The organism is Exiguobacterium aurantiacum (genome assembly GCF_024362205.1).
Lineage (GTDB): Bacteria > Bacillota > Bacilli > Exiguobacteriales > Exiguobacteriaceae > Exiguobacterium > Exiguobacterium aurantiacum_B.
This window is the reverse complement of record NZ_CP101462.1, coordinates 2,736,348-2,751,952: the sequence shown is the minus strand read 5'-3', so window position 1 is coordinate 2,751,952 and position 15,605 is coordinate 2,736,348. Positions and strand designations below refer to the sequence as shown.

The window sequence follows — 15,605 nt, the reverse complement described above, 5'->3', positions numbered from 1 at the left end:
AATGACAACGCCCCCTTTGTGAAAAATCACAAGGTGGGCGTCAGTCGTCTTGGCGGTATTGTCCCGCCTTGATGGCGAGATAGACAGCGGCTCGTTCGGGCAATGAGACTTGAGTAATATTCGTCAGTTCCTCGATCCGGCGAATCCGGTAGAGTACGGTGTTCGGGTGAATGTGAAGATGGGCGGCGACACGTTTGACGTTCCCGTCAAAATAGAAATACCATTCGAGCGTCGTCACGAGTTCGGTATGATGGGCGACGTCGTATGCCTGCAGGCGCTCGATGGTCGGATGCGTCTCGAGTCGAAGTCCGATTCGGCGAGCCAGCTCTGGGACGAGTTGATAAATCCCGATTTGTTCGAACGTGTGCGTCGTCGCGAGCTCATATGGGAACTTTCGACGGAGCGACGTGACGCGTCGTGCTTCTTCCATCGCCGCATACAGCATGTCGCTCTCGAAGAAACGACGACTAATGCCGAGACGTGGCTCAGCGTCGATGAACTTGTCACGGAGCTGGCTTTCAAAGCGGTCGGCCCAATGTAAAAGCGCCGTCTCTTCCTCAGCCAAGTCCGATTTCATATAATGCCAGACGAGCAATTGCTGGCCATCAATAGCATGCAGCACAACTTCGATGGCTTGTTGTGTTGCCAACACATAAAACAATCGTTCCGCCAGTTGCGGGGTGATCGGTTGACTGCATTCGATAATACTCAGTCGGCTAGCAACCGCGATCGGCGCGAGCTCATTCAAGCGATCGCGATGAGAAGGTGACAAAACGGGAGTGGCCAGCACTTCTAAAAAGAAACGCTCGAGTTCTGCATCGATGCGCCGCTCGTGCATGGCGATGGTCATGAGCAATTTTTTGGCGATGTTCGCCCCTTCCTGCAAAACTGTGAGTTCTTGTTCTGAGAACGGGGTCGTCCGGGCCAGGCTCCAAATATAACCGAGCACGTCCCCTTGTTGCTTGATGACGATGGCCGCACGTTCGCCTAAACCGACGGCCATTCGGGCTGGTATGACGACCGGCTCGTCGCGATCAATCACTTCTTGAAGAATCCGGCTTTCCCACAAGTCCTCGATGACCGCTTCGGGGACACGGCGACCGATAATTGTCGCGATTCGTGCGGGATCGGTCGAGTCAGGGTGGGTACTATAGGCAAGTAACTGGTGGTGTCGATTTTCAATCGTGATCGGGGCGCGGATGGCTTGTCCAATCGCCTCGGCGAGCGTATCGAGTGACTCATAAGATTTCTGCAAAAAAGGCATGTCGATTCCTCCTCTCTTTCACTATACCGTCTCTGTTGTGAAAGTTCACAAAAAGATGGTGTCGTTTTTAGAAAAGGGGGCGACATGCCTTCTAGTTTCATATTAAATCGGGAAAAATAGTCCAATCACGAGACCGAGCAAAGCACCGACAATGACTTGGAACGGGGTGTGACCGACCAACTCATTTAAAATCGGCGTCTCATGTTTGATTCCTTTGAAATAGTCGTTCAACAAACGGGCTTGGAATCCGACCGCTTGACGGACACCGGTCGCGTCGTACATGACGATCGTCGCGAAAATCAAGGCGAGCGCGAACATGCTGGAGTCGAGTCCTTCGATGCGCCCGATGACGGTCGTCAGCGCGACGACGGTCGAGGAGTGGGAACTTGGCATCCCACCTGAGGCAAACATGATTTCAAGTTCAAAATCTCGTGTTTTAATGAGTTCGGTTACGAGCTTGGCCGCTTGAGCGATGAACCACGCGAGCAAGGCGGCGAGTAAAGGTTCGTTAAAGAGCAATCGATTCACTTCCTGTCTGACAATGGTATCTACACTATACCCGATTCTGTCAGGCACTAGACGTAAAGTTTTTGTCAAAAAAGCACCCCGAGCGTAGGCTCGAAGTGCTTTCTGGTCGATTTTTGTTACCCGACGACGCCTTCAGTCTCCTGAAGTTTGTCCGCGATATTCTCGATGATATAGCGGTTACGTGGATGCTCCTGGCACTCTTTCGAGCATGAACGCATTTGTTTCGGTTCACACTCTTCACAACAGAAGTGTTGAGCATTACACACCGGGTTGGCACAATTAACATAACGGACCGTTTTCGTCCCGCAGTGCATGCACTCGGAAACGACCGACGGATTGACCGTGTTGACTGGGACGTTGATGCGCTCGTCAAAGACGTAGAGCTCGCCTTCCCAATCTTCGCCTTTCGTGGCGTCGTCTTTGCCATACATGGCGACGCCGCCTTTTAGGTGGAAAATGTTGTCGTGACCTTGGTCACGCATATATGCGGTAAATTTCTCGCAACGGACGCCTCCGGTACAGTACGTGAGTAACGTTTTCCCTTCGTAGAGGTCCTTGTTCTCTTCGAGCCAATCTGGCATGTAACGAGAAGCCTCTACATCGATTTTGATCGCATTTTTGAAATGGCCAAGATCGTACTCGTAGTTGTTACGAACATCGAGGATGACGACATCGTCGCGATTCATCATCTCTTTCCATTCAGCCGGTTCGAGGTACGCACCGTGCTGTTTAGGCACGTCGAACTCACCATCAAAGCGCCACGTCACAAGCTCTTTCTTATGACGGACAAAAATTTTCGAGAACGCATGCTCTTCGACTTCATCGATTTTGAACTCGATGTCGCTGAATAGCGGGTTCGCTTTCAAGTCGTTCATGTACTGCTCGGTCTGTTCCCAAGTTCCAGAGCACGTACCGTTGATTCCTTCGGAAGAAATCAAGATGCGTCCTTTGATGCCGAGGTCCTTGCAATACTTGAGGTGCTCTTGTGTGAGCGTTTCTGGGTCTTCGATATTGACGTACTTATAGTACAGCAAGACCCGCATTGGTGTTGTTTCCATGTTATTACTCCCCTGTGTTCAGTTTTTTGCAGGAAAACGAACGTTGGGTTGTGTCGTTCGACGAGCGGACTTGCCTGCAACCACAAGTCCATATTATATGATAGATATCACAGCAAAATTTCGCAAATACTTTTTATTTTTTTTACCGGCGGGCAGGGGGATGCGTCTTCCTGAGCGAAATCGGGTAAAAGGGTATTAATGAAAGTCGAAGGTGGAAACTGATATGCTCACATCACTCCAACAATGGATTATCCAACTGATTGAATGGCTTCAAGAGCTTCCGGGTGGCCCTTGGGCGGGACTCGGCGCCCCGTTCCTTGAAGCGATTTTTCCATTTCTTCCGCTCGTCCTCATCATCTCGGCGAACGCGGCCACATACGGGTTCTTGCTTGGGACGTTATTGTCTTGGGTCGGGAGTTTACTTGGAACGATTTTTGTGTTCGCGGCTGTCCGTTACATCTTCCGAAAACCAATGACGCGTTGGCTTGAGAAACATAAACAAGGCGTATATTGGCTCGAACGGATTAACCATATGAGCCCGATTTCGCTCGGTTTTCTGTATTCGCTCCCGTTCATCCCGGTCAGCTTGATCACTTACTTACTTGCCCTGATCCAAATGCCGCTCCGGACGTTCATCATGGCGGCAGGGTTCGGGAAGCTGCTTGTCGTCTTGATTTTTTCAGTCATCGGCGATCAGTGGGAAGAGTTCATCCAAAGCCCGTTCCGCTTATCGATGCTTGGACTGTTGCTGTTTGTCCTTTGGGCGATCAGCCGTGGTCTTGAAGAACTGCTCAAGCGGCGCGCCTTCAAAAAACGCAACGAACAACTTCAACGTGAACGTGAAACGAAACGTCAAGCGACCCTTCGAAGCTAATGCTTCAAAGGGTCGTTTTGGTTAAGCGCGCTTTTTGAAACGTGGGAAGTTAAAGACGATTGCCAGTCCGCCACAAATGAAGAGGAGGAACGGGTAGAACATATACGGCACGAGCGCCGGTGACGCCGTGTTCGTCAACTCAGCGGCGATGAGCAATTGGGCTCCGTATGGGAGAAGCCCTTGCACGCCACATGAGAAGATATCGAGCACACTCGCTGATTTCTTTCGCTCGATCTCATACGTGTCGGCGATGTTCGCCGCGAGTGGGCCGGCCACGAGAATCGAAATTGTATTGTTCGCCGTGGCGACGTTGGTCGCACTGACGAGTCCGGCGATGCTCCATTCGGCGCCGGCCCGTTTTTGAATCCGCGACGTGAGCGCGTCACGCAAGTACGTGAGCCCGCCGTTATGCGAGATGAGTCCGACGAGTCCGCCCATGAGCAGCGTCAAGAGTGAAATCTCGGCCATGCCCATCATGCCGTCCGCCATAGCCGTGACGTATGAAGTGACAGCCAAACTCCCATCAATCAGTCCGATGATGCCGGTCAAGGCAATCCCGCCAAGCAAGACGAGAATGACGTTCAGCCCGGTCAAGGCGAGAGCGATGACGGCGAGATATGGAATGAGTTTATACCATTCGAACGCGGCTGCATCGACAGTCGATTCTCCGCTCGACAGGACCGATAACAGAACGATTGTGATGAGAGCGGCCGGGAGGACAATCCAAAAGTTGGTCCGGAACTTGTCACGCATATTCGTACGCTGGGTCCGAACGGCAGCAATCGTCGTGTCCGAGATGAACGACAAGTTATCCCCGAACATGGCACCCCCGACGACGGCAGCCGCCGCGATGGCGATATTGACGCCACTTTCTTCATGGATACCGAGCGCGATCGGGGCGAGGGCGGCAATCGTGCCCGTCGACGTTCCCATCGCCATCGAGATGAAAGCCGCGATGACGAATAAACCGCTCAGTAGAAGTGAGGACGGTAAAAACGTCAGCGCCGCATTGACGGTCGCATCAATCGCGCCAATCGCTTCCGCGACGCTCGAGAACGCCCCAGCGAGCAAGAAGATGAAGACCATGATCAAAATACCGGGATTGCCCGCGCCTTGGGCGACGCGCTCGACCGTCTGAGTGACGCTGCCTTTCGTCATCATCGCCGCGACGATGACCGCAATCAACGCCGCGATCAGGACCGGAAATTTATAAAAGTCGTTATAGTAGATGCCTGCCCCGATAAAGAAGACGAGGAAGACGAGCAAAGGCAAAAGAGCCCATTTGTTAGCTGTTGGTTGTTCCAATCGATTCACCTCATTTGATTAAAATAAAAAAGAGAGCCTTCTGAAAAAAGGCTCTCTCTACAAGAAAACACTTTTTTCATCTTTCGAGCGGTCCGCTCGCTGGATTTGGCACAGGTTACCCGCTGCCGAGACGTCACTGGGCCAGTCCCTCAGTCTCTCTTGATAAAAAAGTTGTGATATTTAGTTATAAGACACGTTCCCTAACGTACCTGTTTCAAATCCGCTTGTCAATAGCAAACCCCCACGCGGTGAACGTGGGGGCGAGTCAGGTCGTTAAGAAGTTGTAATGGGCGACGCGGTTGCGTCCGGCGTACTTCCCGCCGACGTAAAGGGCCCGGTCAGCGTTACGGATTGTATCGTCGAGACGTTTGTCACCGAACGCCTGGATCGTATCGACACCGATCGAAGCGGTCACCGAGATGTCGATCCCGTCGACATGGAACGGTTTGTTCTCGATTTGTTGACGGATTCGTTCGGCAATCTCGACGGCAGTTTCGACATCGCACCGGTTCAACAGCAAGATGAACTCTTCGCCGCCGTAACGGGCGGCAAAGTCGTCGGTACGCAATACTTGGCGAATTCGTCGTCCGAACTCTTGCAGCACACTGTCCCCGACTTGATGGCCGTGCGTGTCATTGATTTTTTTGAAGAAGTCGATGTCGAGCATCGCAACCGAGATCGGATACATCGAACCGTCCGAGATCTGTTGAATCCCATATTCGTAAAAGGCGCGTGCATTGGCGAGTAGCGTCAAGCTGTCCGTCCGGCTCTCCGTGTAGAGGCGGTCACGTTCGTGGCAACGACTGATCGTCCGGTTGAACGATTTGAGCAGTTTGACGATCTCGCGTTGAATGATCGGAGGGTAGCCGTAGACGTGCTCGCCGGTCATGACGAGCCACGTGCGAATCCCTTCAATCTCCTCGGACCGAACCGAGATGAAACTATGATAGTCGTCGTTGAATTCGTTCGACAGCGGGGCGTCCCATTCGAAGCGCATCTCATACTCGACCGAAGCTCCGTTCGGATAAGCGTGATCGAGTAAATCAAACACGATGTGACGGTCAATCGGTTGGCGCGTCTTCAAATCGAAGTATAACGTGCGGTCAAACAGTTTGAACTCGACGAACCCTTCATCATAGTGGTTGAGCCGCTCACATTGACTGAGGAACACTTCGATTGCTTGCGCCTCGCTCTGCGATAACGACACGGCTTCTTTTGCCTCATCATATTGTTCAATCAGTGTCTTGAAAGCGTCTTGCCGCCCTTTCTGGATGATGAGCCGCTTGATAAAGAACGTGAGCGCGGCGGCGATGCTGCTGACGACGAGCAAGTTCGTCTCCCGGAAGAGCGAGGCCGCCAAAATGAAGACGAGACTGACGATATACGTGTAAAACGCGATGCTTAAAAAGTCGCGGACCGGGATGTCGACGCGGAACCACCAACCGACTTGATACTTTTGGACGACCGTGTTCAAGATGATGGCAACAATCAAGCCGGCAAGGGGAAGAAATGAGTCTTGGGAATAGAAACCGAGACCGGTCTCACCGCCGAGTGCCAAGTACACGCTGGCCGGGATGGCGATTTCTAAAAATGACGTGATGGCATTCCAAGGATACGTGAAACGGAAGCGTCGAAGCGCGACGCGCGGTTTCAAGTTGACGAACTGAAAGACGAGCAGACCGATTTGGTTGACGAACAATGCTGTCTCGAAATCGAAAAACAAGAAAATGATGAGGACGATACTTTCAGAAAACGTGAAATAGACACCTTTCCGTTCGATGGAGTCCATTTGAAAAATGATGACGAGCAGCGCGATTAAAATGAATGGCAATGGCTCGATCGCGGGCATGTTCAATACGCCTGTCGCGAACAAGATGAGCGTCAAACCGAATAACATACTCCAAATACTCCAACCAAGGACGGACATCTTGCGGAAATGGTTCATGGTTCCCTCCTATGTGGGAAAAATTCAATTATGTATGGTAGGAGATTCGGCACTAGCGCGCCGTAGTCCTGCCTATCCATCATAATGGAGGAATTCTAGCATTGAGTCTATATGAAATATCCTCTATAATGAAATTGCTTTTCAACCACATAGACGAAAGTCGATGAAAAAGAGAGTAACGATCGTTCCGTCAACAAAGCGACCTAGGGATTGGTGAGAGCCTGGGCTGACAGACATCGCGAAACGCACTTTTGAGATGCTATCCGAACCTGAGTAGGCGTAGCCGGGGGACCCCCGTTATCACCGATAAAGCGGTCTGTGTCAAGCAGGCAAGAAGAGTGGTACCGCGGGTCATCCCGTCTCTTTGCATCTGTGCAAAGGGCGTTTTTTTTATGAAGAATTTACAAGGAGGAATTGTAATGAGTTATGAACGCAAATATGCAGAAGCCTTGTCCCGTGTCATCGGGGACGAGTTGACGCTCGACCAAATCGAAGCGTTGATTGAAAAACCAAAACATGAGGCGCATGGGGATCTTGCTTTCCCTTGTTTCCAACTTGCGAAAGCTTACCGGAAAGCGCCGGTCATGATCGCGACGGATATCGCAAACGACTTGAACGACGAATTGTTCACAAAAGTCGAGGCGGCCGGACCGTATGTGAACGTCTTCTTGAGCCGTGACGTCGTATCGCAAGAAATCATCAACATGGTACTCGACGAAAAAGCGGATTATGCGACGCACGCGACACGAAACGAGACGATCGTGACCGACTTCTCGTCACCGAACATCGCCAAACCGTTCTCGATGGGACACCTCCGTTCGACGGTAATCGGGAACGCCATCAACCAAATCGCCCGTAAAAACGGCTACGACGTCGTCGGGGTCAACCACCTCGGAGACTGGGGAACACAGTTCGGGAAACTGATGGTCGCCTACAAGAAGTGGGGCAACGAGGAAGCGGTCCGTGAGCATCCGATTGCTGAACTGTTGAAGTTATACGTGCACTTCCACGAAGAAGCGAAGACACAACCGGAACTCGAAGACGAGGGCCGTGCGTGGTTCAAGAAACTTGAAGACGGCAACGAGGAAGCGACTGAACTTTGGACATGGTTCCGTGAAGAGTCGCTCAAAGAGTTCCAAAAAGTGTACGACCTGCTCGGCGTCGAATTCGACAGCTTTAACGGGGAAGCGTTCTATAACGACAAGATGGACCGCGTCGTCGCCATGCTCGAAGAGAAGAACCTTCTCGTCGAAAGTGAAGGGGCGATGGTCGTCTCGCTCGAGGACGAGAACTTGCCGCCATGCTTAATCAAAAAGAAAGATGGCGCGACGCTCTATGCGACTCGTGACTTGGCAGCTGCCGTCTATCGTCATGAGACGTATAACTTCGTCCAAGCGAACTACGTCGTCGGTGGCGAACAGGCGCTTCACTTCAAGCAACTGTTCTCAGTCCTTCGTAAACTCGGCTACGACTTCGTCGATGGCATGCACCACGTGCCGTTCGGCTTGATTTTGCAAGAAGGGAAGAAGATGTCGACACGTAAAGGCCGCATCGTCTTGCTCGAGGAAGTGCTGAAAGAAGCAATCGAGAAAGCTCAAGGCAACATCGCCCAGAAGAACCCGGAACTTGCGAACGCGGACGACGTGGCTCGCATGGTCGGTGTCGGCGCGGTCATCTTCCACGATTTGAAGAACGAGCGCATCAACAACATCGAGTTCGACCTCGACAGCATGCTCAAATTCGAAGGGGAGACGGGCCCTTACGTGCAGTACACGAACGCGCGTGCGAACTCACTCCTCCGTAAAGGCAACTACGACGGCTCGACGTTCACTGGTGCAGACGACGATCACACGTGGGGCGTCGTAACGATGCTCAACGCGTTCCCGCACGTGATCACGCGTGCCCATGAGCGCCGTGAACCGTCGATCATCAGCCGTTACGTCCTTGACTTGGCACAAGCGTTTAACAAGTATTACGGGCATGTCCGTGTCCTCGAAGAAGATGCAGGCAAACAGTCACGTCTCGCCCTCGTCAAAGCGGTGACGATCGTGTTGACGGAAGGACTCCGTTTGATCGGCGTTCAAGCTCCAGAAGAAATGTAAGGACGACAAAAGGGACCCGATCGAGGGGTCCCTTTTCTTATGCCTTCATGCGTGTGACTGTCCGAGCTTTCGTGTCATACAAACACCACTCACGGTCAAAGATGACGGCGCCGACGTTGATGACGTACCGTTTTTTCTTCAAGGTGAACGGCTTGCCGATTTCCCAGGGAATCGAGCGACCTTTTCGGTAAATCCCCGGGATATGACTATGTCCGATAAAGACGAGCGGATACTTGCCTTTCTCGACGATCGGTTCCCAGTCCGGGCTCCAGTTCACTTGATGGCCATGCAAGAATAGCGCCTCATCGAGCGTCGTCTGTTCCGGCAATAACGAAATCCGGGTCTTGACCGGATGCGACACGACGAGCACCTCGTCAATCCGTTCCTCTTGATTGCCACGCAGGCTCGGGAACGTGAGCAGCGCCTCGTAGTCCGGGTCGTACGACACGACGTCGGATACTTCGTGGAACCGTTCGTTGCGCCGCTTTTTACCGATATGACATTCATACAAGTCGCCGAGGCAGAGGATATGCTCCGTCTCACGCCGGACCGAATCGAGGACGGCCTTCAAATCATCAAACGAACCATGCGGGTCACTGATGATGGCGAGTTTCATCGGTAGTTCGTGAATTGGGCATCGACGGACAATTCGAGCTCACGAACGAGTTGCATGACGGCTTGGAGGTCATCGCGTGACTTGGCCGTCACTCGGATTTGATCGTCTTGGATTTGCGACTTCACTTTTAATTTCGATTCTTTGATGGCGTTGTTGATTTTTTTCGCATCGTCTTTATCGATGCCGCTCTTCAGCTTGACGCGTTGGCGGACGGTGCCACCGAGGGCGCGCTCGACTTTTTGATAGTCGAGGTTTTTGGTCGGTACGCCGCGCTTGATCAATTTCGTGATCATGACGTCCTTCAATTGCTCGAGTTTATAGTCGTCATCTGAGACGAGGACGAGATCCCCGTTATCGAGTGACATCTCACTCTTCGATCCTTTGAAGTCGTAACGGTTCAAAATTTCTTTCTCCGCGATTTGAATCGCGTTCTTCACTTCTTCGAGGTTCATTTCTGACACGATATCAAAAGAATTGTCTTTTGCCATGTTTCATCCATCCTTTACAAGGGTTTTGTTATAATGATAGCAGATTTGAAGTAGTGAAGGAGTGAAAGAGATGGAACATACTATCGATCAACAGACAAATGTAGATTTAGACCATATGGCGTATCACGGCAAAGACCTCGGGGTGACGTTTAAAGGTGATATCATCCGGTTGCGGGTCTGGTCGCCTGTCGCCGAAGAGATGACCGTGAAACTTTTCCGCACACCGCGGGCACGAAAGTTCGAACGGATTGAACTCGAACGGGCTGAGAAAGGGACGTGGGTCACCGAACTCGACCGTGCCTCATTCGAAGGATATTTTTACGTGTTTGAAGCTGTCGTCGATGGCAAACGCGTCGAGTCGCTCGATCCGTATGCGAAAGTCGTTGGGGTCAATGGGAAGCGCGGGTGTCTGCTCGACCCGTCAGCGCTCAACCCGGACCATTGGGTCAAAGAACGTCCGCTCTTCCACTCTTCACAAGAGGCGGTCATTTATGAGGCGCACGTCCGTGATTTGACGAGCCATCCGGATAGCGGCGTCATGCATCGCGGAAAATTCCTCGGCATGACCGAGGCTGGCACGAAAACGTCGAACGGTTATCCGACCGCACTCGACTATATCACCGCGCTCGGCGTCACACATCTCCAACTCATGCCGTTCTTCGATTACGGTTCGGTGAACGAGTCCCGCGAGAGCGAGGCGAATTATAACTGGGGTTATGACCCGGTCCATTATTTTGCCGTTGAAGGTTCGTACGCCTCGTCCGCCGACGATCCGGCCGCTCGCATCGTCGAGTTGAAGGCGATGATTCAGGCACTTCACGACCGCGGGATCCGTGTCATCATGGACGTCGTGTTCAACCACACGTACGACGCTTTGACGACACCACTCGGCCAGTTCGTGCCGGATTACTATTACCGGTTGAACGAGGACGGAACGCTCGCCGATGGTTCGGCGTGTGGGAACGATACCGCTTCAGAACGTGCGATGATGCGTAAATTGATCGTCGAATGTGTTTCGTACTGGGCAAAAGAGTTCATGATCGATGGTTTCCGCTTCGATTTGATGGGCCTCCATGACGTCAAGACGATGAACCAAGTCCGGAAAGCACTCGATCGCATCGATCCGTCGATCCTTGTGACCGGAGAAGGTTGGAATCTCGATACGCCGCTCTCGGTCCGTAAAAAAGCGAACCAACACAACGCCCACAAGATGCCACGCATCGCCCAGTTCAACGACGCAATTCGCGACGGCGTCCGTGGGGATGTGTTCATCGAGGACTTGCCGGGCTGGATCAGCGGCAACACCGACATGACGGCGGACGTCAAGCGCGGCATTGCCGGCGCGGTCACGAGTCAGAGTTTTGCCGATGAGCCGAACCAAGTCGTGAACTACGTCGAGTGTCATGACAATTTGACGCTCTGGGACAAGCTGGCCATCACGAACCCGGATGACGATGAGACGACACGCCGCCGTCGGCATCGCCTCGCGACAACAATCGTCATGCTCGGTCAAGGCATCCCGTTCTTGCATAGCGGTCAAGAGTTCTTCCGGACAAAAGACGGAGACGAGAACAGCTTTAACTCGGGTGAGGTCGTCAACCGCTTGGACTGGACACGGGCCGAGCAAGAGACACCGAGCGTCGAATACGTGAAAGGATTGATCAGTTTGCGGAAACAATATCCGCTGTTCCGTCTCGAGAACACGGAGCAGATTCGCAAACATTTGCGCTTCTTCGATGAAGAAGAAGGTGTGATTGCCTTTGAACTCAGTCGCCACGTCGAAGGGTACGTCGAACGTCATCTCGTGTACCATAACGGACTCGAGAAAGAGGTCGAAGTGAAACTGCCGGCCGGTAAGTTCGAGGTGCATGTCGAAGACCATACCGTCAATTTGACGGCGCCGCGCCTACTTGAAGATCGGCACGTCATGATTGCGCCACTTTCGACACTCGTCGTGACGGAACGCCGCCCGGATTACAGCAAATACGCTGTCGCCGGTGGGGCTGCCCTTGCCATCCTCGGCCTCTGGTACGTCGCGAAAAAACGTAAGAACAAACAGCAGTAAACAAAAAAGGAGACGTCATTCCGTCTCCTTTTCCTCGTTTGTTTCAGTTTTGGCTGCCTCGAGTTCCATCATCTTCTTCACGATGATATGTTTTGGCATATGCATGAGCTCCTCGAGCGGGACGTTCAGCTTTTTGGCAAGCTCGACCGCTGTCTCGGGAGAGAGTTGTAGTGGACGCATTCAGGTTCCTCCTCTCACATTAAGGGTATGCTATTGCCAGTATACAGGAAAATCAAGCGCATGGAGAATGTGTTCTGTGAACACATTCAAAATCGATAAATGCGTCGGGCGTTGCTAAGCTGAAACTAGGAAGTGATCAAATGTACAAACAAGTAGCAGACTATCAATTTCATCAAACGGTTGAATGGTTGGAGCGCGTTGGTGGAGGATGGATGTTGTATTTGGCGCAAACCGGTTTTCTGTTTTTCGACGAGACGTTCCAAATCCGATGGGAACTCGAGTGGAAATGGGCACCGTGCGCACTATATATTGAACCACATGGCAGACGAGCCGTCGCGCTGTTTCGGGATTTACAGACATACGGAGTCATGGATTTAACAAACGGGACGATGGAACGTCATCCGATCCCACGGACGTTTCATGACGATTGGTTCAGTAACCTGCACCACTGGTCAGGAGACGACCTGTTTCTTTACTCGGCCGAATCAGATATCGTGGCCTTGAACGTGAATGACCACACGTTCCGGTATAGCCGCTACGAAGAGATCCCGGAGTTCGGAAATATCATCGAACTCGCTTATCAGCCGACGTATGATTTCGAACGATTCACGGCACCTGGCCTCGTGACGTTGTACGATGAACTGAATCAACAGTTCATGGTCGAGGACGTCGCGGCGAACGCGAGATGGACGATTCCATACGGAGGTGACCGCGATATGGTCATCGTCGATCAAATCGGCGAGACGACCGCAATCACATCGATGACGTCGTTCCAACTGTTTGAACGCGATTGTGAAGTGTTCTCGTCTGAAGTGTGTGCCGAAACTGAATTACTGAAAGTCGTCTTATTGGACGAACCGGGCGACCGACTTGTCGTCCTGTCAACGCCACGCCGCTTTTGCCATAGTTGGCTTCAAGTGTTCGAGCGTTGACGCTCCTGGACCAGACCATGGTTCAGGATTTTTTTGCGAAGACTTGGTGAATCCCGAAAAAAACGGGAACAGTCTTCTTAGATGGAGAGGAGTGGACAGGGATGGAACGATTAGGACAAGCGTTAGTCCGATGGCGCTACGCTGTCGTGTTGATTTGGACGGTGTTACTCGCCGTGTCGGTATATTTCGGATTGCAGTTACCAAGTGAATTACGTGGCAACGGCTTCGCAATTCAAGACGGGCGTTTCGCCCAAGTAGAGGACACGTTGAACGACCGATTCGATCGGGCCGGTGCCTCGATGATCGTCTTGCTTGAAGGTGGGGATTTAGAAACGGTCATCGAACAGCAACGCGATCGACTCGTCGAGATCGATGGAGTCGACGGCGTGATCAGGCCAGCCGAAAATCCGGACGCCCGCTCTGGGGACGTCGCCTACTTATTGCTCGAGTTCGAGGACTACGATACGGCCGAAGCATCGATTGAGGACGTTCGCGGCGCCTTAATTCGAGATACGGATACAGACGTGCGACTGACCGGAGAGCCGGTCTTCGCGGATGACTTGAACGAGGCGTCAAAGAATGACTTGATTCGGGCCGAGCTGATTGGGATCCCAGTCGCGCTGCTCGTGCTCTTGCTCGTCTTCGGGACTCCTCTCGCCGCATTCATGCCATTATTCGTCGGTTTAATCACGTTCATCGTGGCGGCGGGCTCGTTGTTCTTCTTTGCCCAAACGATGGAACTGTCTATTTTCGTGTTGAATGCGGTCGCGATGATTGCGATCGCGCTCGGCATTGATTTCTCCTTATTGCTCGTCAACCGGTACCGGGAAGAGCTCGCGAAAGGGAAGTCACGTGAAGCCGCCATCGTCCGAACGGTCGCGACGGCCGGACGCTCGATTCTGTTCTCAGGACTTTGTGTCTTTGTCGGACTGGCCGGGTTGCTATTCATCCAAGTCGATGTGTTCCAAGCAATCGCCCTCGGTGCGTTGATTGCCGTCGCAGGTGCGGTCTTGTCCGCGCTTACGTTGTTGCCGTCTGCCCTCTACATCGTCGGAGACGCCATCAATAAAGGGCGTCTCGTCAAGACGAATGAGACGCGTTCCGAGGTGCGGTGGCAGAAGTTGGCCCGCTTCGTCATGAGACGTCCTGTCACGATGACGCTCGTCGCACTCTTGTTGTTACTACCGAGTCTCTGGTTCGTCCGCGACCTTGAACTGAACATCCCTGACGCCGATGCGCTCCCGACCTCGTACGAGTCACGGGCCGCCCTCGAACGTTGGGACGACGTGTTTGGTGAGACGTCGACCGATGCGGTACTGTTATTTGAGACGAATGATTTGACCGATTCGATGATTCTTGACGAGTTGACGGCACTCACCGATGAGCTGTCTGATGATCCAATCGTTGACAATGTCACGACGTTCTTGACTGCATCCGGGCTCGAACCGGTCGAATTCCAACAACTCGCTGAAGCGGCACCGGAGCAACTCGAGGCGTTCGAACGTCTCGTCACGCTCGAAGGGAATACCGACCTCGCCCTCGTCAACGTCAGTTTCAACGTCCCGCCGAGTGACAAAGACGCGCAGGCGTTCGTCCGAGATTGGCGCGAGAGCGGTTTTGACGTCGGGGGACCGGCCGCGTTCAACGAAGAAATCTACGAAGAGATTTATGACAGCATCCCGTATGCGGTCGTGACCGTCATCATGGCGACGATGATTATCCTCATGTGGGCGTTCCGCTCGGTCTTGATTCCGATTAAAGCGATCATCATGAACGTGCTCGGTCTCGGGGCGACGTTTGGGCTGCTCGTCATCATCTTCGAGTCGGGTTACGTGTACGACGCCGAGACGATTAGTATTTTGACCCCGGTGTTCATCTTCTCGCTCGTGTTCGGCCTGTCGATGGACTACGAGGTGTTCCTCGTGTCACGAATCGAGGAATATTACCGAGAGACCGGAGATAACGACTATGCGACGGAGATGGGACTGGCGAAGACGAGTAAAATCATCACGTCGGCCGCGGTCATCATGATTGTCGTCACGGGAGCGTTCGCCTTTACTGGCGTCAGCCCAATCAAACAGCTCGGGGTCGGGATCGCGCTCGCCATCTTCATCGATGCGACCATCATCCGCATTTTGCTCGTACCGTCTTTGATGAAAATGTTCGGGGACTGGAACTGGTGGTGGTTCGGGAAGAAAGATTTACCGAAACGTAATCTACACTAAATATACATTTAATGAAATAGTCG

The 15,605-nt window shown here is 52.6% G+C and carries 13 protein-coding genes, 1 riboswitch and 1 other annotated feature; of the genes, 5 read left to right on the top strand and 8 right to left on the bottom strand.

From position 1 onward, the window contains the following. Window positions 1–40: 40 nt before the first annotated feature. The 3 genes from NMQ00_RS14315 to trhO all read right to left on the bottom strand — a co-directional run bounded on the left by NMQ00_RS14315 (window position 41) and on the right by trhO (window position 2,850). Entirely contained in the window at window positions 41–1,264 is a 1,224-nt protein-coding gene (locus tag NMQ00_RS14315) for a PucR family transcriptional regulator (RefSeq protein WP_255177211.1), read from the bottom strand. Between the two features lie 102 nt (window positions 1,265–1,366). Then, a complete protein-coding gene (locus tag NMQ00_RS14310; protein WP_131434844.1) occupies window positions 1,367–1,792 on the bottom strand; it encodes a divergent PAP2 family protein in 426 nt (141 codons plus the stop codon). A 116-nt stretch (window positions 1,793–1,908) separates the two neighbouring features. Continuing rightward, window positions 1,909–2,850, bottom strand: coding sequence for an oxygen-dependent tRNA uridine(34) hydroxylase TrhO (gene trhO / locus NMQ00_RS14305; RefSeq protein WP_255177210.1), 942 nt, complete (start codon window positions 2,848–2,850; stop codon window positions 1,909–1,911). A 223-nt stretch (window positions 2,851–3,073) separates the two neighbouring features. Between trhO and NMQ00_RS14300 the strand changes: the two genes are divergently transcribed. Further along, window positions 3,074–3,724, top strand: coding sequence for a TVP38/TMEM64 family protein (locus tag NMQ00_RS14300; protein WP_255177209.1), 651 nt, complete (start codon window positions 3,074–3,076; stop codon window positions 3,722–3,724). 21 nt (window positions 3,725–3,745) lie between these two features. On the opposite strand, the gene NMQ00_RS14295 is transcribed toward NMQ00_RS14300, so the two are convergent. Both NMQ00_RS14295 and NMQ00_RS14290 read right to left on the bottom strand, forming a co-directional pair. Next, window positions 3,746–5,029: a Na+/H+ antiporter NhaC family protein gene (locus NMQ00_RS14295; protein WP_255177208.1), complete on the bottom strand. Its 1,284-nt coding sequence runs from the start codon at window positions 5,027–5,029 to the stop codon at window positions 3,746–3,748. A 73-nt stretch (window positions 5,030–5,102) separates the two neighbouring features. After that, a riboswitch (SAM riboswitch) is annotated at window positions 5,103–5,198 on the bottom strand. Window positions 5,199–5,294: 96 nt separating this feature from the next. After that, a complete protein-coding gene (locus tag NMQ00_RS14290; RefSeq protein WP_255177207.1) occupies window positions 5,295–6,974 on the bottom strand; it encodes a GGDEF domain-containing protein in 1,680 nt (559 codons plus the stop codon). Window positions 6,975–7,128: 154 nt separating this feature from the next. Then, window positions 7,129–7,341, top strand: a binding site (T-box leader). Window positions 7,342–7,393: 52 nt separating this feature from the next. Here NMQ00_RS14290 and argS point away from each other — a divergent pair. Further along, window positions 7,394–9,076, top strand: coding sequence for an arginine--tRNA ligase (gene argS, locus NMQ00_RS14285; RefSeq protein WP_255177206.1), 1,683 nt, complete (start codon window positions 7,394–7,396; stop codon window positions 9,074–9,076). 37 nt (window positions 9,077–9,113) lie between these two features. Here the strand turns inward: argS and NMQ00_RS14280 are convergent, their stop codons facing one another. Together NMQ00_RS14280 and NMQ00_RS14275 are read right to left on the bottom strand one after the other, a co-directional pair. After that, a complete protein-coding gene (locus NMQ00_RS14280; protein ID WP_255177205.1) occupies window positions 9,114–9,692 on the bottom strand; it encodes a metallophosphoesterase family protein in 579 nt (192 codons plus the stop codon). Beyond that, entirely contained in the window at window positions 9,689–10,180 is a 492-nt protein-coding gene (locus NMQ00_RS14275; RefSeq protein WP_021068146.1) for a YajQ family cyclic di-GMP-binding protein, read from the bottom strand. Before NMQ00_RS14275 ends, NMQ00_RS14280 begins: the two co-directional genes overlap by 4 nt. 70 nt (window positions 10,181–10,250) lie before the next feature. Between NMQ00_RS14275 and pulA the strand changes: the two genes are divergently transcribed. Further along, window positions 10,251–12,245, top strand: coding sequence for a type I pullulanase (gene pulA / locus NMQ00_RS14270; RefSeq protein WP_255177204.1), 1,995 nt, complete (start codon window positions 10,251–10,253; stop codon window positions 12,243–12,245). 15 nt (window positions 12,246–12,260) lie between these two features. Here the strand turns inward: pulA and NMQ00_RS14265 are convergent, their stop codons facing one another. Beyond that, on the bottom strand, window positions 12,261–12,425 hold the full coding sequence (locus NMQ00_RS14265; RefSeq protein WP_021068148.1) for a YycC family protein: 165 nt from the start codon (window positions 12,423–12,425) through the stop codon (window positions 12,261–12,263). 140 nt (window positions 12,426–12,565) lie between these two features. Here NMQ00_RS14265 and NMQ00_RS14260 point away from each other — a divergent pair, with 140 nt between their 5' ends. Together NMQ00_RS14260 and NMQ00_RS14255 are read left to right on the top strand one after the other, a co-directional pair. Continuing rightward, entirely contained in the window at window positions 12,566–13,357 is a 792-nt protein-coding gene (locus NMQ00_RS14260) for a hypothetical protein (RefSeq protein WP_255177203.1), read from the top strand. A gap of 101 nt (window positions 13,358–13,458) precedes the next feature. Further along, window positions 13,459–15,582: an MMPL family transporter gene (locus tag NMQ00_RS14255; protein ID WP_255177202.1), complete on the top strand. Its 2,124-nt coding sequence runs from the start codon at window positions 13,459–13,461 to the stop codon at window positions 15,580–15,582. The last annotated feature ends 23 nt before the right edge of the window (window positions 15,583–15,605 follow it).